The 22,875-nt window shown below is 61.8% G+C and carries 21 protein-coding genes; 10 read left to right on the forward strand and 11 right to left on the reverse strand.

Annotation, left to right across the window (positions count from 1 at the left end; all coding sequences use genetic code 11):
* Positions 1-11 precede the first annotated feature (11 nt).
* The gene (locus DYST_RS06730) at positions 12-1,502 is read left to right on the forward strand and encodes an efflux transporter outer membrane subunit (protein ID WP_239950867.1); all 1,491 of its coding nucleotides are present in this window, start codon (positions 12-14) and stop codon (positions 1,500-1,502) included.
* 66 nt (positions 1,503-1,568) lie between these two features.
* On the opposite strand, the gene DYST_RS06735 is transcribed toward DYST_RS06730, so the two are convergent.
* The 4 genes from DYST_RS06735 to DYST_RS06750 all read right to left on the reverse strand — a co-directional run bounded on the left by DYST_RS06735 (position 1,569) and on the right by DYST_RS06750 (position 5,424).
* The gene (locus tag DYST_RS06735; RefSeq protein WP_239950868.1) at positions 1,569-4,028 is read right to left on the reverse strand and encodes a TonB-dependent receptor; all 2,460 of its coding nucleotides are present in this window, start codon (positions 4,026-4,028) and stop codon (positions 1,569-1,571) included.
* Positions 4,029-4,257: 229 nt separating this feature from the next.
* Entirely contained in the window at positions 4,258-4,692 is a 435-nt protein-coding gene (locus DYST_RS06740) for a hypothetical protein (protein ID WP_239950870.1), read from the reverse strand.
* 85 nt (positions 4,693-4,777) lie between these two features.
* The gene (locus DYST_RS06745) at positions 4,778-4,960 is read right to left on the reverse strand and encodes a hypothetical protein (protein WP_239950872.1); all 183 of its coding nucleotides are present in this window, start codon (positions 4,958-4,960) and stop codon (positions 4,778-4,780) included.
* A gap of 146 nt (positions 4,961-5,106) precedes the next feature.
* Entirely contained in the window at positions 5,107-5,424 is a 318-nt protein-coding gene (locus tag DYST_RS06750) for a hypothetical protein (RefSeq protein WP_239950874.1), read from the reverse strand.
* A gap of 637 nt (positions 5,425-6,061) precedes the next feature.
* Between DYST_RS06750 and DYST_RS06755 the strand changes: the two genes are divergently transcribed.
* Together DYST_RS06755 and DYST_RS06760 are read left to right on the forward strand one after the other, a co-directional pair.
* On the forward strand, positions 6,062-7,621 hold the full coding sequence (locus tag DYST_RS06755; protein ID WP_239950876.1) for a DHA2 family efflux MFS transporter permease subunit: 1,560 nt from the start codon (positions 6,062-6,064) through the stop codon (positions 7,619-7,621).
* A 32-nt stretch (positions 7,622-7,653) separates the two neighbouring features.
* Positions 7,654-8,112 carry a MarR family winged helix-turn-helix transcriptional regulator gene (locus DYST_RS06760; RefSeq protein ID WP_239950878.1) on the forward strand — a complete coding sequence of 153 codons (459 nt, stop codon included), beginning with the start codon at positions 7,654-7,656 and terminating at the stop codon, positions 8,110-8,112.
* A gap of 84 nt (positions 8,113-8,196) precedes the next feature.
* On the opposite strand, the gene DYST_RS06765 is transcribed toward DYST_RS06760, so the two are convergent.
* Both DYST_RS06765 and DYST_RS06770 read right to left on the reverse strand, forming a co-directional pair.
* Positions 8,197-9,471, reverse strand: a complete 1,275-nt coding sequence (locus DYST_RS06765; RefSeq protein ID WP_239950880.1) for a dienelactone hydrolase family protein — start codon at positions 9,469-9,471, stop codon at positions 8,197-8,199.
* Between the two features lie 434 nt (positions 9,472-9,905).
* Positions 9,906-10,838, reverse strand: coding sequence for a LysR family transcriptional regulator (locus tag DYST_RS06770; protein WP_239950882.1), 933 nt, complete (start codon positions 10,836-10,838; stop codon positions 9,906-9,908).
* A gap of 141 nt (positions 10,839-10,979) precedes the next feature.
* Here DYST_RS06770 and DYST_RS06775 point away from each other — a divergent pair, with 141 nt between their 5' ends.
* Complete coding sequence (locus DYST_RS06775) at positions 10,980-11,528, forward strand: lipocalin-like domain-containing protein (RefSeq protein WP_102303431.1); 549 nt, start codon at positions 10,980-10,982, stop codon at positions 11,526-11,528.
* Positions 11,529-11,640: 112 nt separating this feature from the next.
* Here the strand turns inward: DYST_RS06775 and DYST_RS06780 are convergent, their stop codons facing one another.
* The 4 genes from DYST_RS06780 to DYST_RS06795 all read right to left on the reverse strand — a co-directional run bounded on the left by DYST_RS06780 (position 11,641) and on the right by DYST_RS06795 (position 14,505).
* Positions 11,641-12,564, reverse strand: a complete 924-nt coding sequence (locus DYST_RS06780) for a glutaminase (RefSeq protein ID WP_102303430.1) — start codon at positions 12,562-12,564, stop codon at positions 11,641-11,643.
* Between the two features lie 132 nt (positions 12,565-12,696).
* On the reverse strand, positions 12,697-13,071 hold the full coding sequence (locus DYST_RS06785; protein WP_239950884.1) for a nuclear transport factor 2 family protein: 375 nt from the start codon (positions 13,069-13,071) through the stop codon (positions 12,697-12,699).
* 145 nt (positions 13,072-13,216) lie between these two features.
* Positions 13,217-13,654, reverse strand: coding sequence for a DoxX family protein (locus DYST_RS06790; RefSeq protein ID WP_239950885.1), 438 nt, complete (start codon positions 13,652-13,654; stop codon positions 13,217-13,219).
* A gap of 95 nt (positions 13,655-13,749) precedes the next feature.
* Entirely contained in the window at positions 13,750-14,505 is a 756-nt protein-coding gene (locus DYST_RS06795) for an SDR family NAD(P)-dependent oxidoreductase (protein ID WP_239950887.1), read from the reverse strand.
* Positions 14,506-14,610: 105 nt separating this feature from the next.
* Between DYST_RS06795 and DYST_RS06800 the strand changes: the two genes are divergently transcribed.
* From DYST_RS06800 to DYST_RS06815, 4 genes are all read left to right on the forward strand, one after another.
* Positions 14,611-15,570, forward strand: a complete 960-nt coding sequence (locus tag DYST_RS06800; protein WP_239950888.1) for a LysR family transcriptional regulator — start codon at positions 14,611-14,613, stop codon at positions 15,568-15,570.
* Positions 15,571-15,577: 7 nt separating this feature from the next.
* Positions 15,578-16,705 carry an FUSC family protein gene (locus DYST_RS06805; RefSeq protein WP_239950889.1) on the forward strand — a complete coding sequence of 376 codons (1,128 nt, stop codon included), beginning with the start codon at positions 15,578-15,580 and terminating at the stop codon, positions 16,703-16,705.
* A 128-nt stretch (positions 16,706-16,833) separates the two neighbouring features.
* Complete coding sequence (gene frmR / locus DYST_RS06810; RefSeq protein ID WP_102303424.1) at positions 16,834-17,109, forward strand: formaldehyde-responsive transcriptional repressor FrmR; 276 nt, start codon at positions 16,834-16,836, stop codon at positions 17,107-17,109.
* Between the two features lie 59 nt (positions 17,110-17,168).
* Positions 17,169-18,278, forward strand: coding sequence for an S-(hydroxymethyl)glutathione dehydrogenase/class III alcohol dehydrogenase (locus tag DYST_RS06815; protein WP_239950890.1), 1,110 nt, complete (start codon positions 17,169-17,171; stop codon positions 18,276-18,278).
* A gap of 101 nt (positions 18,279-18,379) precedes the next feature.
* Here the strand turns inward: DYST_RS06815 and DYST_RS06820 are convergent, their stop codons facing one another.
* The gene (locus tag DYST_RS06820; protein ID WP_158241352.1) at positions 18,380-19,318 is read right to left on the reverse strand and encodes a hypothetical protein; all 939 of its coding nucleotides are present in this window, start codon (positions 19,316-19,318) and stop codon (positions 18,380-18,382) included.
* A gap of 132 nt (positions 19,319-19,450) precedes the next feature.
* On the opposite strand from DYST_RS06820, the gene DYST_RS06825 reads away from it, so the two are divergent.
* Together DYST_RS06825 and DYST_RS06830 are read left to right on the forward strand one after the other, a co-directional pair.
* Positions 19,451-19,996, forward strand: coding sequence for an ECF-type sigma factor (locus DYST_RS06825; protein ID WP_239950891.1), 546 nt, complete (start codon positions 19,451-19,453; stop codon positions 19,994-19,996).
* Between the two features lie 66 nt (positions 19,997-20,062).
* Positions 20,063-22,870: a serine/threonine-protein kinase gene (locus DYST_RS06830; protein WP_239950892.1), complete on the forward strand. Its 2,808-nt coding sequence runs from the start codon at positions 20,063-20,065 to the stop codon at positions 22,868-22,870.
* Positions 22,871-22,875: the final 5 nt, after the last annotated feature.

Consider the following 22,875-nt stretch of genomic DNA (forward strand, 5'->3'; position numbering starts at 1 on the left):
GGATGTTTGTCATGACCACGCTTGAGTCTCGCACGCCGCGCGTTCTGCTGTTGGCGCTGCTTGCTTCGATTACCACCCTGTCGGGCTGCACCGTAGGCCCTGATTACCGCGGTGCACCCAACGTGCCAACCGGCGCCGCGCATGGCAATGCCTTTGTGCGCGCGCCCGTCGCAGGCATGGCAACGACACCCGCACCGAGTCAGTGGTGGGCGACCCTCAACGATCCGCAACTCAATGCGCTGATTGATGCTGCACTCGCCCACAACCAAAACCTGCAAGCGGCACAGGCCCGCCTGCGGCAGTCGCGTGAGCAGTTGCAGCAGCAGCGCACCAAGGCACTACCCAGTGTCTCGGTGGATGCGGCGGCGGTACGCCTGCGCGAGCCCGATACGTCGCTGTTGCAGTCATCGCAGTCCTCCGGCAACAACGGCTCGCAAAGTGGCCAGACCACGGGAACATCCAAGGGTCGCGGTCCGTTGCAGCTATACACGGCAGACTTTGATGCCTCCTGGGAACTGGATCTGTTCGGTGGCATGCGACGCGCCACGGAGTCGGCGTCGGCACAGGCCGACGCTGTGGAAGCCGACCTTGCCGACACTCAGGTGTCGCTGGCTGCGGAAGTTGCGCAAGCGTACATCGGCTTGCGCGACCAACAGCAGCGACTGGTGTTGGCCAATCAGTCCACCGAACTCGCACAGAAAACGCTCGCACTGGTGCAGCAGCGTCGTGCGCACGGCGTTGCCGCCGATGCGGATGTCGAGCGCCAGACCACCCAGGTGGAAAACACTCGCGCGACCTTGATCCCACTCGACGAACAGATCACCGAGTCGCTGGACCAGTTGGCCGTACTCACCGGCCAAGCACCGGGTGCATTGGATCAGGAACTGTCCACGCCCAAGCCATTGCCAACCTTGCCTGCAAGCGTAGCGGTTGATGATCCGGCAACCATGCTTAGACAGCGGCCGGATATCCGCGCGGCCGAACGCCGGCTGGCATCAAGTAGCGCGCAGATCGGCCAGCACACCGCTGACCTGTTTCCCAAGGTGACGCTCATGGGCTTTCTCGGTTCCACCGGTATCAATCCGGCGGATCTCGCCAAGAAGAGTGCCTTTACCTGGCTGGGCGTGCCCTATCTGCAATGGGACGTGTTTGACTTCGGACGCACGCGCAGCACCATTCGTCAGGCCGAAGCCGACCGTGACGAAGCCGCTGCGAAATACTCGCAAACCGTACTCGCCGCGCTGCAGGATGCCAACAACGCCCTGTCCCGCTACGGACATCAACGAGAGAGCGTTGCGCGCCTGCAGCAGATCGAAGCATCGGCCAACCGATCCGAGACGCTGATGCACCAACGCTACGACGCCGGCGCATCCTCATTGATCGACCTGATGGATACGCAGCGCACGCAATTCAGCGCGCAGCAGAACTTGGTTGAAGGCCAAGCCGATCTGCTGAAGGACTTCGTATCACTGCAGAAAAGCCTTGGACTGGGCTGGCAGTAATCAAGACGTTCCCTGCATGGAACGCGGCATCGAGGGGCTTGCCCCCCCGATGCCGCGCCCATGACCTCAGTACTTGGCGGAAACAGTAAACATCAGCTGCCGTGGCGCGCTGCGCTGCAACGTCTGGTAGTCACCCGAGAAGGGCGATCCGGCGATGGTGGACGTGCCGATATTTTTCCTGTCGAACAGATTGCTGACATCCAGCCGGAACGACCATTCCGGCATGGCACCACGCGACTTGAGCGTGTAAGAGGCGTACGTGTTGATCTGCCAGAAGTTCGGCACGTAGATATCGTTCTCGTATGAGAAGGGTTGGCGCAGGTATTCCGTGCTCGTGGCGCCGAACCGCCAGGATTGGAATTTAGCCGACAGGTCGCTCACCACGGACACGATGGGATAACCGGGCTGGGCCTTGCCCTTGATCGGGAATACCGTGTCATCGACGACGAAATTGTTGTCGTAGAACGAACGAGCCACCGCTAGGCCCTGATAGAACTGGATGTGGTTCGAGATATCCGCGGTAAGGCCGAGGTCAGCGCCAAAGATATGCATCCTCGGCATCAGGCCAACCGTATTGATCTGCGCAAACTGGCTGCCGACGGCAGCCGACAGAAGTCGGTCGCGTATGACGCTGTAGAACGCGTCGTAAGTCAGCGTGAGGTTGTCGAAGCGATGCGTGGCGCCGGCCGTGAGATTCCAATCTTTTTCAGGGCGGATGGATTGGGCGACCCGGTCGAATTCCTGCTGGTTGGATACCGTCCAGGCTGAAGCCGTGTAGCCGATGTTGCCGCGCTGAGCCACGCGATAACCGTTCTCCGTTTCGGCGATATCCAAAAAAACGTCGGTCTGCGTGCTCGGGCTCCAGAACAGCGAGACATGCGGCAGGAAATTATTCTTCACCCGTAGCGTTCCGAACGGCGCCTGATCGGGCCCTATGCCACCACCCGTGGTGGAGAAGTCGACGCCCTTGAACCCCATGCCCAACGTCAGCTTGTCTGTGATGGCGTAATCGTCATGCAGATAGAACTGTTGCGAGCGGATACGCCAGTTGGATGCGTTCGCCGTCTGAAAAGCTGGGCCGTAGACATCGTAGGGGCCCGTGGTCTTCAGCGGTTCTCCCTCGCCGAGCAACGGCTCGTCATACCAGGACGTGGTGGCGGCAGACCTGGTTTGCTCCTTCCACAGGCCCGCGCTAATCACGTGGTCACCCACGTTGTAAGTGAAATTCACCGTGCCGCCCAGGCGATTCACGCGAGGGCGCTGAACCTGCTCGGAGAACGGCGCACCTGAAGGTGACGGCGTGGTCGGGTCCGACAGGCTGGCCGACGTTTTGCTCTGGGCACTGTACAACTGCACGCTGCCCGTGAGCGACGACGACAACCTGAAATGATGAGCAATCGTTTCGATGGAATCGTTCGTGGTCTGTCCCGTGTCATAGGGAATCAACGCCGACAGCTGCCCGCACGTATACGCGCCGCAAGAGGCATTGGCATTCTCGGGGAGCGCCATCTGATAAGCGCGTGCATAGTCCGGATACCAGATGTCCGCATTCCAGCCGAGCTTGCGGATCATGTCGAACGACAGGTTGTTGTAGCCCCACACCGCCGCATGGCTCGCGGACACGAACAAGGTGAAATCACCCCACGACACATCCTGTTTTGCCTTCAGGTCGCCGCGAAGGAAGTCCTGGGTTCCTCCCGTCTGGTACTTGTTCGCTGAGATATGCTGCAGGTCGACTAGCACTTCCGGGCCATTGGCTCCCAGCTTCCCCGTCTGGCCAGAGAAGGTGGTGACCAGCGTCTTGTTGCTGCCATAGGTCTGGCTGATCTCCGCGCTGGGCGTGTCCTTGAGGTTGGCCAGCGAATACACCAGGCCACCGCCATTGGCGCTGCTGGAGAACACGCTTTCACGTGCGGTGCCGGGCGTGATGTCGATGGAGCCGATGGCATCGGGGACGCCGACATTGACCGCGCTCGTACCCGTCATGGACAAGAACCCGTTGTCGTTCAGGGGAACGCCTTCGAACACCACGCCCATCTCGTTCATGCGAAAGCCGCGTACGAAGAGACTGGTCGCCGAGATATCCAGGCCCAGGCTATCGGTCGCCGTGTACGACGCGCCGGGAACGTTCTTCAACAGAGCAAGCGCATTGTTTCCCGACAGCGCCCCGTCGAGGTCGCTGCGATTGAGCACATACTCGTTGGGGCCGACAAGCTGTATGGCCGCCATCCCGGCGCCACTCGACGATGCGACGACATCGACGCCCTTCAGGGTTACCGGGGAGTCTTTGGCATGGTTGTCGACCGGAGCCGTTTGGCCCTGCGGGCTCGCATCACCGGCGACGCTCACCGTGGAAGCGGCGTTGGCGTCCTGCGCCTGCGCTGCATGCGCGCCAAGCCCGAGAAGAAGAGCGGGCAAATGAACCCCGAGCCGGGTGAACGTGCCAGGCGAAAGTCGCTTGCAAGGATCCATGTTCGACGTGGGGAAGTAGCCGAACGGTTGGCTTTTGATCTTGCGGGAAGTCATGGGTACATCCAGATATTTTCAGAGTAGACGTCGCACGTTGATGCGAAGGAAAAGAAATGCGGTGGTACGTTCAATCGGGTGCATAGGGGTCGTTTGGCACTCTTCTTGGGAGGGGAAATGCTTTTTTTTGGCAACAGACGCCCACCGCACCGCCCAAGGGCGGCACGTTGACTGGTGCGTCAAGAGATCAGGTCAGCAAGACCGCCCGACGCGACTGGCGAGTGGATGGCTAAACGGCGCGGGGCACTGGCTTGGACAAAAACACCTCGGTAGGCGCACGGGGTGTCCGACCACGTGCGGATAGGGGCTTCCCATCGTCATGCACGCGACGGAGCAAGGCGCGCATAGGGCGGAATGCATCGCGTAGGCCGTCGAAGGCTTGCATGGCGATTCCCACATGCGTCGACTCACCATCTTCGACGTACAGATTCGCCATCACCGTGTCGCTATCCGGAAAGGTGCGCAACACGAGGTGTATGCCTGCACCGGTCATCGCACCGATCACACCATCACCCTCGGTGACGGTGAAGTACTCATAGCTGATCGGCAGATGGTTCCGCGCAATGCTTTCCAGGCAGCGTGCCCGGATGGCCTGCGGCTCGGACAGCAGTGCCCTGGGCGCGCTGCAATCGAACCATTCGCCGACGAAATGGATCTTCTTCATAGGGTTTCTCTCGCTTTTCTGGCCGTCTGCCGGACGGCACCAACAACGGGATATCCCGGTGCGCATGCGCGCCGGGAAGCAACGGTCAACGTGGGTCGACGTGACTGTGTCGCTGACTGATGTCGCGATACCAACGCGCCGAAGCGTGCAGCAGCGTTACGACAAGACCCGGCGACGACGGTCTGGCGGTTCGACAGGCGAGATAAGCGTTGAGCAGCCGGTCCGGTGTGTGCATCGGCCGACGTGCGTACAGGCGAGGGAGTTGCATGGCTCTGTCCTCGTGAATCGCCGCATGGGCGACACGAGCACGAGCCAACTCAAGTCGTGACGACGTGAGCGGGACGTAGCGCGTGTGCGTCCAGGCGGACGGGATTTAGGAACGGGTTGTTGCCCGCAGGGGGAGGTCGCATGGGACTAACCGTGGATGTACAGACGCGACGGAGGGCGCAGACCTGCGCTACGGGAGCGCCGATGCATGCGTGCATGGACGATGCGACGCACCGCCTTCATACGCGGGTGCGGCTCGGTGGAAGCTTCGGGAGCCCAGTGGCATTCCAGCGCGCCGGTTACGGCGTTGCGCGACCACCGTGCGCTCAGTGGCGCTGTGGTTTGCTGGGTCAAAACGGCCACAGAGTGACGCACGCGGGTGCGGCTGCCGTTCGGTGCCTTGTAAGGATGAAAAGTGCCTACCGCGCGACGGCGGCCCGCACATAGATGGAGCTTGTTGTTCATGACTCACCTCGTGAAGCGCCGGAGGGCGGCGCATGAGGTGAGCCGGACTTTCCTAGTCGTGGAAAGTACCGGCCAACCGGCTGCGGTCGCCGATGGCGCTTACGTTGTTCAACTGGCACGCCAACACCGGATGAGTGCATCCGCGGTTGGCGCATCGACTAGGAGGGTTACTGTCCATTTCTCGCTGTTGGGTTATCAGACAAGTGCCAAGGGGTGTCCCCGCAGGCCGCGGCAGCTTACTCACGCGGCTATGCGGGTGTCAACGCGATTTGCCAATGAAATCACGCGTCTTTTGAAGACCGTGTCACCTACCCTTCGCCGGGCTTGCCCGTACCTGAAGTCCTGAGCAATCAGGCATCCACGGCCCATGCCACGGGATCACCCCGCCATGACGATGGGTATTGCGGAAACGGGTTGGTGATATCGGTCTCCACGTCCCGTCAGCGGCCCGCTTGCATTTATTTGACTAGTCAGATAGTGTGCCGAACACCATGGCGGAACACCCCGTGGACGCATCGTTGATCTCCGATCACGCCTGCGCCTCGACTTGTTTCGCCTTCTTTCTGTGCATTTATCTGACTTATCAAATAAATGCACATGCCAGCTCACAGTCATCGGCACCCCACCGGACTTCAGCATGAATCCGCAATCCCCTGTAGCCTCCCCCGCCCCACTGACTGGGGCGCGGTTCGCGCTTGGCGCTATCGCCGTTGCGCTGGCCACCTTCATGAACGTGCTGGACTCCTCCATTGCCAACGTCGCCGTGCCGACCATCTCCGGCAACCTCGGTGTATCAGTGGACGAAGGCACGTGGGTCATCACGCTATTCGCGGCCGCCAACGCCATCTCCATTCCACTCACGGGATGGCTCACGCAACGCATCGGCCAGGTGCGGTTGTTCGTCGGCTCGATCCTACTGTTCGTGTTCTCGTCCTGGCTCTGCGGCGTATCCCCGACACTGCCGATCCTGCTGGCCTCGCGCATCCTTCAGGGCGCCGCCGCCGGTCCGTTGGTGCCGCTGTCCCAGGCGTTGCTGCTTACTACCTTTCCCGAGGAGAAAAGCTCCAGCGCACTATCGCTGTGGGCTATGACCGCAACAGTAGGCCCCATCGCCGGCCCTGCGCTCGGGGGCTGGATTACCGACAGCTACAGTTGGTCGTGGATCTTCTACATCAACATACCCGTGGGCTTGTTCGCCGCCGCCGTGGTGTGGCTGCTCTATCGCGATCGCGAAACACCAACGCGGAAACTGCCGATCGACAAGATGGGCCTTCTTTCGCTCGTTGCGTGGGTGGCCGCGTTGCAGATCTTGCTCGACAAGGGCAAAGACCTCGACTGGTTCGACTCGCCAGTCATCTGCGTGTTGGCCGTGTTCGCCGCCATCGCCTTTGCGTTCTTCCTTATCTGGGAGTTGACCGAGGAAAAACCCATTGTCGACCTGCGGCTCTTCGCGGGCCGGAATTTCCTAGGTGGCACTATCGCCATTTCCGTGGCTTACGCAGTGTTCTTCGCCAACCTGGTGCTGCTGCCGCAATGGATCCAGGAGTACCTCGGCTATCGCTCGGTGGACGCCGGTCTGGTCACGGCGCCACTGGGTATATTCGCCGTCCTGCTGGCGCCGGTCATGGGCAAGATCATGCCGAAGTCCGACGCACGCGTGCTTGCCACGCTGGCCTTCGTGGGTTTCGCCGCGGTGTTCTTCATGCGCTCCAACTACACCACCGGCGTAGACGTCTATACCCTCGTGCTGCCTACGCTGCTGCAGGGCATACCGACGGCACTGTTCTTTGTGCCGCTGACCGCCATCATCCTGTCCGGCCTGACACCGGACAGGATTCCCGCGGCGGCAGGCCTATCCAACTTCGTGCGTGTGTTTGCGGGCGCAGTGGGCACGTCGTTGTTCAGCACGGCGTGGAGCAATCGCACGATCCTGCATCACGCACAGTTGGTGGAGCAGGCCACGCCGTACAATGCGACGTTCGTCCACAGCATCGCCACCTTGCAGGGAACGCTCCATATCGGTGCCGACCGCGCCATGGCATTCTTCGAGGGTCAACTGACGGCGCAGGCTGCCATGCTCGGCCTCAACGATGTCTTTTGGCTGTCGGCGATCCTGTTTGTCGCCATCATTCCCCTGATCTGGGTCACCCACCCCGGAAAAGGTGCAGGAGCCGGCGCGGCGGCAGCTGGACACTGATGACAAAGCCGTTTTGAACAGCGAGGCAGTCCATGGACCACTACAACAGGAAGAACTTCACGGTCACGCAAAGCATGGGCTTCATGCTGTCCAAGTCACGTAACTTGGTGGCGGCCGATATGGATACGGCGCTCAAGGACCTGGGTGTGACCAGCCAACAGATGGGCATCTTCCTTTCGCTGGCCCGTGGCCTCGCGCGTACGCCATTCGAGCTGTCCAAGCTGCTGGCCATCGACAGCGGACTGATGACGCGCATGCTCGACAAGCTGGAGTCACAGGATCTACTGACGCGTAATCGAAGCGATGAAGATCGGCGCGTATTTCATCTTGAGCTCACCGATGAAGGTCTTGCGATCGCCGAGAAAATCTCGGACATCGCACCCCAGGTATTGAACCGCCGGTTACGGCGCTTCAGCAAAACCGAATTCACTGAGCTGAAGCGCCTGCTTACCAAGTTCATCGGTGAAAGCCAGGACGGTGAGCCCACCTAACGGAGGGGCCGGCACGTTATGCAGGCCTCACTCTGGCGAAACGCCGGTTTTTAGTCGGAATTACCGCCTGGGCTGCTCGCGGCACTACCCACGTTTTTCCGGTGCCAGCGATGCGATGCGCTCCCTCGCAATGCGATTGTGCGGATCAATCTTCAGGATCTCCCGATAACTGGACGTCGCCAACACCGGCTTTCCCGCCACTTCGTAAGCGGCACCCAGGTCGGTCCACGCATCGATGCTCTTGGGGTAAACGTGAGTCCAGAGCTGGCACAAGCCAATGGCATCATCGCTACGTCCAATGTCCAGCAGCGAGGAGAACCACGCCCCAAAGGTGTCGTCGAGTATGCGGAATGCTGGGTGATCCTTTGTATAAGCGGCATATGCCTCGATCGCGTTGCTGAAGCCGCGATCGTGAAGCAACTTCGCAAAGCTCTGCACGGAGGGGCTGGCGCCCACAGCGGGGCGATACGCTATATGCAGCACACCCGCAGGAACATGGTTGGACGCAGGTGTTGCCGCCATGAATCGAGCCGCGGCCGGATCCGATCTCAGCGTTGCATCCAGAAACGCGAGCGTATAGCGGGCGATCCATGCATAGCTTTCCTCCCGCTCCTCCAGCGTGATTCCTTTGCGGCTGGTTTCGCTAAGAAAGCGAAGGCCGTCGTCCGACAGGTCATCGTGGGACAGCTTGAGCAAACCGATTTCGGTCACGTCAGCGTGATGGATGCGCGCCACGAAGCTGCCAGGCCGGGAGTCGATGCCCGGTCCCAACGGATCCTCCTTATCGGCGAAGAAGAGCAACGGCACGGTGATCCGATCCGGCGTCACGTCCGGTGCGGCAGCCAGCATCTTGGGGAAATAGCGAACGGAACCATCCAGATCCACTAGGGCATGGATGCGGCCATCCGCAACGGCCGCGAAGGTGCTGGCCATGCCGCCCCAGCTATATCCGACGACACCGACGTTGCCTGGATCCACATCAGGGAGAGTGGCGGCATAGCCGATCAGGAATCCTATGTCCGCCGCTTGCGCCCGGGTGCTTTCTACGTCGTCCGCCACGCGACCATCGGTCATGTAGCGAGCATGCGCACCATGCGATGGGCTGGCGATCACCACATAGCCATGACTCGCGAGATATTCGCAGAGCATGTCACTCTCGAATGCCGCCGAGCTGTCGCTCGGCGCGTAGATGATCAGCGGAAACCGTCCCTGTTCGGCTGGTGCATCGCCGGTGGCATGGACAGCTTGCTGGCGCACGCTATCGATGTGGGCAGCGCTGGCACCCAAGGCGAGGTATTCGCGCAGCGCCTGTTCCGCACGATGTTTCGCTTCGTCCGCGCCTGAGATCGAACCGATCATCGGTCGCCATCAGCTGTAGATAGTCGTCATAGATAAGCGCGCGACCCGGCGACGCTGCGGGATACCAGATCAAGGTCTGTATCGGACGTGCCTGCGGCCCGTGATCGGCCTCCCCCGTCACAGCATCAAAACCATTGCGATAGCTTCGGCTGGCGTCGTACTGCTGGACCACCTTGAAGCCGACCGCATGGGGGCCGTACTCGGCGTGGAACTGGAAACCTTCACTGGCAGCAGCCGGCGCGGCCATCCATAGAGCCAGGCAAATAGCTAACCAACGCATACAGTTCGATCCTTTCGAGGAGAGGACGGGCGTCTCTATGAACCGGTCAAGCGGAGCCGCCTGAGTGTGCCGCAACAAAGGAATCCGTGCATCGGGCTGAAGACGGATGCCACACCCTGAGCAGGGCAGCATTCATCGTCGTTTGCGACTTGCTTCAGCGTGGTTGCTTTGCCGACAAGAAGCCCGTGACGGCTTCCGTATGGATAGGAAGCCGCCGTGGGAATTCAGTTTGCAGAAAATCGACGAACCGACGCACGCGCAGCGGCTGGAAAACGTTGGAGTGGTACATCGCATGGATGGGTGTGGATGAAGACCATGCGGGAGCGTTGACAAGCATCAACCGGCCTTCCTGCACATCCGCCGCCACTGCCCAAAGCTGCCGGTACGCAAACCCGCGACCGAGCACGGCCCAGGTGCGTATGACTTCGCTGTCGGTGCATTCGTGATAACGGCGAACGCGTACGACTTCATCCCCCAGTCGCCACTCATTGCGTGGTCCGGCATTGGTGGTCAGCACTAGCGTCGGAAGATCGGCCAGATCCTCCGGGTGCGATGGCATGCCGTGAGTCGCGATACACGTGGGTGACGCGCAGACCACGCGCCAGCTATCGGCAAGATGCCGCGCCACGAGGTCGCCGTTCTCCAATGGCCCCACGCGAATGGCGACATCGATGTCGTCCGGCACGAAGCGAGAGAGCGAATCCGATAGCGTCAACGCCACGCGGACGTCCGGATGGTTCACCATGAAGCTGTCGAGAATATGGACCAGCAGGTTGCGCCCGAGGTCGGAAGGCGCCGAAACGCGCAACGTACCGCTGACTTCGCCCGTACCACTTCGCACAGCGCGCTCGGCTTCCTTCATGGTTTCGATCGCGACCCGACAGGATGCGATGTAGATGCGCCCTTCCTCCGTCAGGCGCAATTGACGCGTCGTGCGTTCGAAGAGTCGCGCGCCAAGCATGGCCTCCACCCGTTGTACGCAGGCGCTGGCCGCCGCCGGTGAAAGCCCCGCCCGACGCCCCGCCGCGGACATGCTGCACAGGTCCGCCGCATCAATGAGGAGCTGCATGTCGCTGAAGCGGTTCATGAGGTTCGGCTCCGGATACGGGGTTCACCCCAGGATGATCTTCAAAGTGAATTTGAAGGTCAATAAAAATCCAGGCCAATTATCAAATGGGAGCCCACAGGGGACGATGCCCCTCATCCCCAACGCACTGAAGGTGCCGCCATGTCACGCGCAAAGCTCATCCTGCTCGCCGCCTCCCTCGCCTCATTGGCCGTACCCCCCATGCTGTCCGCCCAGGAAGCGATGAAGCACGGCGAGAATGCCAGCGAACACGTCATGGTTCCCAAGGAGCTGGTCGGCGCCTGGACGCTGGTCCGCTGCGACAACGTCTATCCCGATGGCCATCGCGTGGAACTCTACGGCCCCAACCCGGAGGGCATGTGGCTGATCGACGCCCAGGGCGACTACATGATGCAAATCGTGCGCGCGAAGCGCATGCCATTTGCAGCAAACGACAAGTCCAAGGGCACCGCAGACGAGTACCGTGCCGCCTCCATGGACAGCAACGCCCACTACGGTCACATCAGTGCAGATGCCAATGCCATGCGCAGCGAGATCGTGCACGCATCCTTCCCCAACTGGGATGGAAAAGGCGGTGGCTCGAGCTACACCATCAACGGCGACGAATTGACCTATACCGTTGCCAAGCCATCCAGCGGCGCCGCGGAAGGCGCACATGGCGAGGTCGTGTGGCGCCACGTTCATTCATAAGGGTATGAATGGAGGCCGCGAGGACAGCGGCGGCCTCCAACCTAGTCCGTCGACATCGGACCATGGGCCAACCTGGAGGCGGTCTCCCGACCGCCCTCACCCATGGCCGATCCTAAAATATCGACTGCCCGGTCATGGAGGTAAGCATTTCCAGCGCCTGGCAGCCAGCCAGCGAGTTGCCATTGGCATCGAGCCCTGGCGACCACACGCACACGGCCATTTCACCGGGAAGCACGGCGACGATGCCACCACCCACGCCGCTCTTCGCTGGCAGCCCAACGCGATAAACAAAGTCGCCCGCCGCATCATAGGTGCCGCAAGTCAGCATGAGCGCGGACAAGCGCTTGGCCGAACTTGGATCAACAACCTGCTTGCCGGTAAGCGGCACAACGCCACCATTGGCCAGGAAGAGAGCCGCCTTGGCGATCTCGACGCAGTTCATGGTGATGGCACAGTAACGACAATACGCGTCGACCACGACGTCCGGCGGCATATCCATGTTGCCGAAGCTTGCCATGAAGTGCGCCATCGCGAGGTGGCGATGGTCGTGTTGTAGTTCTGACTGGGCGACATGAACGTCGTAGCCAATGTCGGCGACACCCGACAACGCATGGATGAACTCGACGAGCGCGGTTTCAGCCCTCGAAAAATGACGGCACAGCACGTCGGTGACAACCAGAGCGCCCGCATTGAGGAAGGGGTTTCGTGGCTTGCCACGCTCGCTCTCGAGCTGAACCAGCGAGTTGAATGCGGTCCCTGATGGCTCGCGGCCAACGCGTTGCCACAGCTTGTCCCCTAAAAGCTGGAATGCCAGCGTGCACGAGAAGAGTTTCGAAATGCTCTGAATCGAGAAACGCTCATGGGCGTCGCCAATGGTATGGATCGCGCCGTCAAGCGTGACCACCGCCATGCCGAACTTGTCAGCCGGCACGCTCGCGAGCTCGGGAATGTAATCAGCGACGTGCCCCGCACCAATCCACGGTGCGATTTCGGCATGGATGCGTTCGAGGATCGACGGGTAGTTCGGATGGGTCATTAGAGGAAAGCGAGAAGCCGATCGGATCTGGTTGGCGATGATAGCTCGTCGCGTCACCCTGATGACCAGCAAGGACGATGGCATCAGCTATAAGCAGGGAGCGCACCATCGTTCCGCGGGAACGTCGAACGATCAGGGTGCATCACCCGGCGCGGAATCGAGGAAAACGTAGAGTGCAGCGATCTTTCCGTCGCGGACGATGATCACATCCCAGCCGGTGTAATTGGGCGACTCACCGCGCGGACCGGAGCCCCACGCCAAGCGAGCGGCATTGTGGAGAACTTGGGGCTTGTTGTGCGGCGTGTACACGAAATGCGGATGCGTCGCGCGAAGATCGCCGGAGAATGTGTCGAGCGCGTCATGACCGGCGATCACAGCGATCGGCGTATAGACCACACAGTCTTCGGTATAGAGCTCCTTGATGGCGGCACGGCGACGCGTTGCGTCCCCTTCGCCAAACACTTCTTGAAGATTGCGATGGAGCAGTTCGTGGATACGGTCACTCATGGCATGTCTCCTTAGTCAGTGAAGCGGAAAATCGATGTGATGATGTATGGCTGTATTTCTTTCGGCGCGATGAAGGCCTGGATGCTGTTGGGCAGCGCAAAAGCGAGCACCAACCGGCGCGGCCAAGGCCGCGCCGGTCGGCATCTCAGGCACGGCGACCATCGAGGCTGACACGACCGCCGCCAAAGGCGATCACGTTCAACAGGCCACCCGCTATCGCCACGTTCTTGAAGAAGTGGATGAACTGGTTTTGGTCACCGAAGTGGTTATGGAAAAACAGCGCCGTCACGAGCGTGAACAGGAACATGACTGAAGCGACGATGCGCGTGCGGTAACCCAGCAGCAGCGTGATACCACCGGCAAGTTCGACGAACGCGGAGAGTGCGAACGCCACGGATGGCAACGGCAATCCAACGGATTGGATGTAACCGATGGTCATCGCGGGAGCGGCGAGCTTGGAAAGCCCCGCCAGGATGAAGAGCGTGCTGATCATCAGGCGTCCCACGGCGGGAACGACGGTGGTGACGACACTGGGAGTGGCCGGGGAAACAGCGGCCGTTTCTGCATAAGTCTGGTTGCTCATGGGAATGTCCTCTGGGATGGATGGTTTGTATGGATGGTGGTGGTGCGGGGATGGACGGCCGGCCTATGCATGACCGACCGCTTGAAAGATGTGGCTCAGATCTGGGCCTGACCGCCGTCGACGAAGAGCTCGGTGCCGGCGACGAAACTCGCGTCCGAAGAGGCAAGAAAAACAGCAGCACCGGCCACCTCGTCGGGATCGCCCACGCGTCCGAGCGGGACGGTGGTCGCCATGTAATCGAGCAGGCCCTGTTGCTGCGCCGCGCCCGAGCCAGCGAGTTCGACCAGGCCGGGCGTCTTGATCGGGCCTGGGCTGATCACGTTCACGCGAATGCCGCGCGACTTGAGGTCGAGCGTCCAGCTCCGCGCAAAGTTGCGCACGGCCGCTTTCGACGCGCTGTAGACGCTGAAAGCGGGCGTGCCTTTCACGCTTACGTTGGAACCGGTGAGGATCACCGATGCGCCGTCGACCAACAGCGGTAGCGCCTTCTGCACGGTGAAGATCACGCTCTTCACGTTGCGCCCGAAGGTTTCGTCGTACTGCTCTTCGGTGATGGAGCCCAGGGGCAGCATTGAGCCGCCACCGGCATTAACGAACAACACGTCGATGCGGCCGGCCTGCGTCTTCACGCGTTCGTAGAGACGATTGAGATCGCTGAGGTTGCTCGAATCCGCCTGGACGCCCGTGGCCCGTGGCCCGATAGCCGACACGGCGGCATCGAGTTCGGCCTGCCGGCGACCGGTGACAAAAACCTGAGCGCCTTCGGATGCAAAACGCTTGGCGGTAGCGAGGCCGATACCGGTGGTGCCACCGGTTACGACGGCGACTTTTCCTTCGAGTTTCCTAGCCATGATGTGTCTCCTGGATGGGGTTGAGTGCTGCTGCAGGACAAATCTAGGGCTGCGTGCTACTTTTCGAAATAGAAATGAATGAAAACCATCGTTGCAGGAATGTCGATGATGAAACTGCCGGATTTCGAAGGGCTCGCGATGTTCGCGAAGGTGGCCGAAGAAGGCTCGTTCGCCGGAGCGGCCACAGCCATGGGCGTATCGGTTGCCACGGTGTCCCGCGCAGTCACGCGCCTGGAAGAGCGTTTGGGCGGCCGCTTGTTCAACCGCACGTCCCGACGGCTCGCCCTCACGGACTACGGCCACTCGCTCGCCGAGCGAGCCGCAAAGATCTATGCCGATGCGGAGGAAGCCGAAGACTTTGCGCGCGAGACGTCGAGCCGGCCACGCGGCCTGGTCAAACTCGCGGCACCGCTCTCGTTCGGCGCGCGCTGGGTAGCGCCGTTACTGCCTGAGTTTTTCCGGACCTATCCGGACATTTCCGTCGACCTTCATCTCACGGATTCGCATGCCGATCTGATCGGCGAGGGTTTTGACGCTGCGTTGCGCGTCGCCATTCTGGAAGACTCCTCGCTGGTCGCGCGGCTCATTGCACCGGTGCGCCGGTTTGTCGTGGCGTCGCCTACCTATCTGTCCCGTTATGGTCGCCCCCAGCATCCGCATGACCTGGGCGCGCATCAGTGCCTGACCTACGTTAACCGGAGCAAGCGCGACGTCTGGCGTTTTACCCACGCAAACGGCGAGGAATGCATGGTCACGCCCACCGGCATGTTGCGCACGACGAGTGTGGAGGCACAGCTGCCGACCGTGCTCGCCGGACTCGCCATTACCGAACTACCTGAATTTGCCGCGGCACCCTACCTTCGAGACAAGCAGCTTGAATCCATTCTTCCTGACTGGCGTTTGCCGGAAGGTGGCTTGTACTTCGTTACGCCGACTGCCCGGGCGCGGCCGGCCAAGGTGAGCGCGCTGGCCGACTTTTTCATCGCCAAGCTGACGTCGGCGGAATGGCGAGCAGAGATCGCGCCGAGTGGAAAGTCGACCGGCCGCCGTGGCAAGCACGCATAGCCAGATCATGGAAACCAACCGTATCATCCGGCGACTGGCTCCCCTGAAGCAGCTCATGGGCGAGCTGTTTCGCGACCTGGCGACCTTGCTGAAACCCGGCCCGCGGATGGTGGATCAGGCCGAAGCGATTGCCTCTGTGCTGCTGGCTATCGCCATCGCGCAACTGGCAGGCACGCGCAATGTGGGATGGGCCGCTTTCAGTGGCTTCATGGTCATACGCTCGCATCTCTCCGCCAGCACGCAACGCGCGGCGTTGCGCGTGCTCGGTACCGTGCTCGGTGCCCTCGGTGGCTACGTCGTCGCCACACAGATCGTCGGGCATCCGCTCTGGGCCAGCCTTTCGCTAGGCCTCGTAGTCACCGCCACCATGTACATGGTGCTGGTCGGGCGACGGACGTATGCGTGGCTGTTCACCGGCCTGACCTTTCTCATGGTGGTGGTCGAAAGCGTCGTTCCGCAGGCAAGCTCGCCCGCGTCATACGCGGTGTCGCGCGTGGTGGAGATTTTGATCGGCACGTCAGCCAGCCTGATCATCAGTTACCTGTCGTCGAAGACCTTGCGCCACTGGATACCGGGCCAGCCACCCAAGCTCGCGGTGTCCCAGTTCGGATGGCACACGAACGCGGCATGGCATGCACTGCAGGCCGGCATCGCGGCGGCGCTGGTTCCGCTGTTCTATCGCTGGGTCGCTATTCCTGCGCTGATCCAGGCCGGCATCACGGTGATGGCGGTAATGGCCGTTCCCCTGGTGAGTCTCGACACGAATCGCAGAGTTGTCTCCACGCGCATGGTCCATCGCTTCATCGGCTGCAGCCTGGGCGCCCTGCTGGCCATCGCCATTCTGTTGTCCTGCGGTCACAACGCTGTGCTCATCACGCTCGGCCTGTGCCTTGGCGTGGCGATAGGCCGCCATATCGAGAACGGCCCGCATCGTTACGGTTACATCGGCGTGCAGTTCGCACTCGCCTTCCTGGTGGTGCTGGTACCCGACCGCTACGCCAGCGCGGATATCGGGCCGGGCGTGGAGCGCTTGCTTGGCATCCTGGCCGGCTTTGCCATGCTGGTGCTGACACAGCAGCTATTCCGGGCCATGCGCGCCCTGCCCTCGCGCATTGCCGGTATGAGGCGGCGCTGACAACGGCTTCGCGCGCCATGATGAAGCATGGACGCGGCGACGCTTCCGCCTGGAAACGGGACTCGCCCAAATACTACCGGGGAGTATGTGATATATATACCCCACCCCAGTATAGACGAGGCATCGACATGCCCCATTCCGTTGAAGAAAAAAAGCGCGTCCTGGCGCGCGTCCGCCGCGTGCGGGGCCAGCTCGACGCGCTGGAAAACGCGCTCGAGAGCGGCGCGGAATGCGGACCGATCCTCCAGCAGATTGCCGCTGTGCGCGGCGCGATCAACGGGCTGATGGCTGGCGTGCTGGAAAGTCATTTGCGCGAAGAGTTCTCGCATCTGGCGAACGCCAAAGGCACGCCGGAGAAATCCATCGACGAAGTCGTTTCCCTCGTGCGCTCGTATCTGCGCTGACCTGTTCCGGCGCCTGCCTGAAGGCAGCGCCCTCTGTTTCCCTTGTTTCGAGGATTGTCATGAAATCACGTGCTGCTGTTGCATTCGGACCGGGCCAGCCCCTGCAGATCGTCGAGATCGACGTCGAGCCGCCCCGCAAAGGCGAAGTGCTGGTGAAGATCACCCACACCGGCGTGTGCCATACCGATGCGTTCACGCTGTCCGGCGACGATCCGGAAGGTCTGTTCCCCGTCGTGCTCGGACACGAAGGTGCGGGCGTGGTGGTGGAAGTCGGTGAAGGCGTCACCAGCGTAAAGCCCGGCGATCACGTGATTCCGCTCTACACCGCCGAGTGCGGCGAGTGCCTGTTCTGCAAGAGCGGCAAGACCAACCTGTGCGTGTCCGTGCGCGCCACGCAGGGCAAGGGCGTGATGCCCGACGGCACCAGCCGTTTCAGCTACAACGGACAGCCGATCTATCACTACATGGGCTGCTCCACTTTCAGCGAATACACCGTGGTCGCCGAGGTGTCGCTCGCCAAGATCAGTGCGGACGCCAACCCTGAGCACGTTTGCCTGCTGGGCTGCGGTGTCACCACAGGACTTGGTGCAGTGAAGAACACCGCCAAGGTGCAGGAAGGCGATTCGGTGGCCGTGTTTGGCCTGGGTGGCATCGGCTTGGCCGTGATTCAGGGCGCCAAGCTGGCCAAGGCCGGACGCATCATCGCTATCGACACCAACCCCGGCAAGTTCGAACTGGCACGCCGTTTCGGCGCCACCGAGTGCGTGAATCCCAAGGATTTCGACAAACCGATCCAGCAGGTAATCGTAGAGATGACTGGCTGGGGCGTGGACCACAGCTTCGAGTGCATCGGTAACGTCAATGTCATGCGCGCGGCACTGGAGTGCGCACATCGCGGCTGGGGCCAGTCAGTGATCATCGGTGTGGCTGGTGCCGGGCAGGAGATCTCCACGCGCCCGTTCCAGTTGGTAACGGGACGCAAGTGGCTAGGCACCGCTTTCGGCGGTGTAAAGGGACGCTCGCAGTTGCCAGGCATGGTGGAAGACGCCATGGCCGGCAAGATCGAACTGGAACCGTTCGTGACGCATACGAAGCCACTCACCGGCATCAACGAAGCGTTCGACCTGATGCACGAAGGCAAGTCGATCCGTACCGTCGTCCACTTCTGATGCACGAGTGAACCATCGTCGGCGCCATGCCGACGATGGTTTCTCGTTAGTGCAACCAAAGAAAAAGAAAGCTCCGCGTCCTTGCGGAGCCCTCTTCCCGCTCAGTGTTGATGCGACAGTGCGGTCGGCGTGGCGATGAAGCCATGCTGCTGATGGTTCGCATCGAGGTAATAGCCGGACACCACGCCAAAGTTGTTGATGGTGGTGGCCGCCGTGCCGGTCGAACCCGGCATGTCGAGCTGGATGAACTTGCCATCCTGCAGGATGAAGGAATGCATCGGGCCCGTGGCGCCCCAGAAATAGCCGGCGATCTGCCCAACGTCATTGATGGCAAAAATCACCGTGTTGCTGGCGCCGGGCACGTCGATCGTGGTGATCGTTCCGTTCGCGTCGCGATAGAAACCGTGCGGTTGGGGCGCCTTCGGATTGGTGTCCCAATAGCCGACGGACTGGTTGAGGTCATTGATGCCCAGCGGATAGGTTTCGACGGAACCCGCCACATCGAACGGCGTGTCCCAGCCATGTCCGCGACGCAGAATGCCGTGGAACGCACCATCGGCACCCCAGTACACGCCCAGGATGGTGCCGAACTCGTTATAGCCGTCCACGTTCGAGTTGGGATGACCGGGGAAGTCCACCGTCTCGAAATGCTTACCGTTGATGACAAAGCCATGCTGCGCGCCGGCTGCGTCTGCATAGCCACCGTAGGTGTTGCCCAAATCGTTGGGACCACCCGCCGCACTGAAGTAAGTGCCCAACATCGTCGGGTCGAGCGATTCGAAACGGCCATGGCGATACACCATGGCATGCGCAGTGCCGCCGTTAAGGGCGAACTGGCCGCCCAGGTCACCAAAATCGTTGATGCCCCAGAAGATGGTCTGTGACGAGCCGGGATAATCGAGCGTCTGGTAGGTATAGCTGCCGGGCGTCGGGGCGGTGCCGCTGTCCGCGGAAGCAACACCCGCAAGGCTGGCGAAGGCCAGCGCGAAAGCAACTGCGGCCCTTGTGAGGCGGCCGTATGTAGCGCGATGATTCGACATGACTTCTATCCTCTCTTGGATGCGACGGGTGATGGCATTCCCTGGGCTTGTTGTCGTTCCGAATACCGCCATCTCTCCTTACAGCGCAAAAAGGGAGTCGATAGCGACACGACCAAAGGAAGGTCGACACACATGAACGCAGAGCCGCAGATCACCCAGGTGCTTTCGCGCGCCGCCAACGGCGATGCCGCGGCGTTCGATACCTTGATCCCGAAGATCTACACGACCCTGCGCCGCCTTGCGCAGCACCAGCGCGCACGCGAAGCCGTGCATACGTTGGAAACCACCGCGCTGGTCCACGAGGCTTACCTGAAGCTGATCGCCAGCGACGAACTCGCCTTCGCCGATCGCGCCCATCTGTATGCGTACATGAGCCGCGTGATGCGGCATCTGCTGATCGACCACGCGCGACGCCGAAAGGCACAGAAACGCCAGGCACCCGAGCTGACGGCTGCGCAGGACGCGTCAGACATCATCGATGTACTCGCCATCGACGAGGCGCTGACCCGGCTGGCCGCCACCGACGCGCGCCTCGCCCGCGTAGCCGAGCTGCGCCTGTTCGCCGACCTGTCGAGTCCGGAGATCGCCGAGGCGCTGGACGTCACGGCACGCACGGTGGAGCGCGACTGGCTCAAGGCGCGTACCTTCCTGGCCGCCTGCCTGATGCCCGATGCGTAAGCGATGTCGCAATCTGCCCATTGAATACGCTATAGGGGTAAATCCGTTGAGTAACTTGCGCCGCCCATGAACTCCGCCTTCGCCGAACGATGGCATGAGATCGAACCGCTGATCGATCAGCTATTCGACGTGCCCGCCCATGAGCGAATCGAATGGCTGCGCAAACACTGCAACGACACCACCTTGCGCGCCCTGGTGGCGCAGGCGCTCGACAACGCATCCGGCGTGGAGGCGCTCGAACGTGGCATGGAACAATGGTTGCCGACGCTCGCGGATGAGTCGGCCGATGCCCTGCCGACCATCGACGGATATCGCGTGCTCCGCTTTGTCGGCGCCGGCGGCATGGCCAGCGTGTTCGAGGCGGAACGCGAACTACCCGGCGGCCCGCAGACGGTAGCGTTGAAGCTGTTGCGCATCGACGTGCATGATGCCGACGAGCGTCGGCGTTTTCTGCGCGAGCAGCGCATACTCGCGCGGTTACAGCATCCACACATCGCGCAACTGCTCGACGCGGGGTTTTCCCCTTCAGGAACGCCGTTCCTCGCGCTGGAATTCGTCGCCGGCGATGACCTGATGTCGCACTGCGCGCTGCGCGGCCTGTCCCAGCGCGAGCGCCTCCGTCTGTTCCTGGACGTGTGCTCTGCCGTCGACCATGCGCACCGCAACTTGATCGTGCATCGCGACCTGAAACCGAACAACGTGCTGGTCGGTGCGGATGGTTGCGTCAAGCTGGTGGACTTCGGCATCGCCAAACTGCTTACGGGCGACGGTGAGCGTACGCGTACCGAAGCGCGCCGCCTTACCCGTTCGTATGCAGCCCCCGAACAACTGGCCGGCGATGCCGCCACCACCGCCATTGACGTTTACGCCCTGGGCGTATTGCTCGCCGAACTGCTCGGCGATCAGCAGCCACATCGCAACGACGACGCCCACGCGAAAGCCTCCGTTTTCGACGACGAAGCCCTACGGCGAACGCTTGGCGTGGACCTCCACGCGATGGTGCAGGAAGCCACCCGCTCCGATCCCGCACGCCGCTACGCGAGCGCAGCCGCCTTTGGCGCTGACATCCAGCGCTATCTCGAGGGCAAGCCCCTGCAGGCCCGGACGGATACGCTGGCCTATCGCGCGCTGACGTTCGCCAAACGCCACACCCTTGCCGTCTCCATCGGCATCGTCACCGCAACGTTGCTTGCGGGCGCGACGGTGATCGGTTTGCACGAAGCCCGGCTCGCGCGGCAATCCGCGCGAGATGCGCACGCGCAAGCCGTGACCGCTTTCGGCGAAGCCCAGCGTGCGGATGCCCTCAAGACCTTTATGGAAGAGCTGTTCGACAGCGCCACGCATGGCACCGAATCGAACGAGACTGCGGAAGAGCTGCTGGCGCGCGGCCGCGAGCGTGCCGATCGGGATTTCTCCATGCAGCCGGCGCTACGCGCGGAGATCCTTGCCTTGGTCGGTGACCTCGAACGCCGCAGCGGCCATCCGGAGCGCGCGTGGCAGCCACTGGAGGAAGCCGCGACACTGGCCAATGCCCAGTTTGGTGCCACCGACCAGCGCACGATGCACATCGAATACCTGCTCGCGAAGGAGGCCGACGAACTCGGCCGCGTGCGCGAGGCGACCGCGCGATTGCAGCATGCCATCGACGCCTTTGAAACCGGGCCAGAGCGTGATTCGCCCGAGGCCGTACAGGCGCTGGCGTGGCTGGCAGGGCTGGACGAGCGCATCGGCGAGTCGGCAAAAGCCATCACGCTCGGCGAGCAGGATGTAGCACTGGCCCGCCGCATTCTCCCGAGCGACAGCGAGGCCTTGACCGAAGCCGTACTGAATCTGGGTTGGATCTTCGGCGATGCCGGCCAGCCGGAGCGGGCCGAGCCGTTGTTGCGCGAAGCATTGGCGCGTAAGCGCAATCATCTTGGCGCACAGCATGCCGACGTCGCCGATACCATGACCTTGCTTACCGCAGCGCTGACCAAATTGGGCCGCTATGGTGAAAGCGAACAACTTATGCGCGATGCGCTGACCATCGATGCCAGCGCCTATACCCACCCGAATGCCCATACCGCATGGCATCTGAATGACCTTGCCGCCGTCTATATGCAAGAGGGCAAGCTCGATGAAGCCTTGGCGTTCTATACCAAATCGATCGCCGTGGACCAGGCGCTGAAACCCGCGTCGGTACCCACCGAAGCGATCAGCATCAGCAACATCGCCAAACTCCGCTTCCGGCAGGGCGCTTATGCCGAAGCGGAAGCCAGCATGCGCGACGCCATTGCGCGCAGGCAACGCCAGCTTGGTGTGGACTATATCGACAACGGGCGCGGTTACGACCGCACGTATCTTGCCGAGATGCTGATTGCGTGCGGGCGCTTCGACGAAGCGCGCACGGAAGCGGACGGCGCGTTGGCCGAAGCCCGACACCGCTATCGCGACGCACACCCGGACACGGCCTTTGCGCTTACCGCGAAAGCAGAACTGTTGGCAGCCACGGGCGACTACGAACACGCGGTGGCGTTCGGCGCCCAGGCCGTGGAGATCTATGCCGCGCTGGACGACGAACGCTCGGAGAAGGCGATCCGCGCGCGCATCGTCTACGCGGACGCCTTGCAAGAGCTTGGCCGCGACCGGGAGGCGGCGGTGCAGCTTGACGATGCCCTGAGCGCCGCGCACAGCAACGTGCCGAACACCAGCGTACTGGTCGCGCGCATCGAAGCCGACCTGGCGCATGTCGATGCCGCGCTGGGCGACAAGACCAGTGCCGAGAACCTTCGCGCCGACGCCCGCATGATGCTGGCGAATGCTGAGGCAGGTCCGAACACCGACCGCGAAACGGCCACGCATCTACTTGCCGGCATTACCGACAAGCGGCGGTAAGCCTC

It is taken from the genome of Dyella terrae, from assembly GCF_022394535.1.
GTDB lineage: Bacteria > Pseudomonadota > Gammaproteobacteria > Xanthomonadales > Rhodanobacteraceae > Dyella.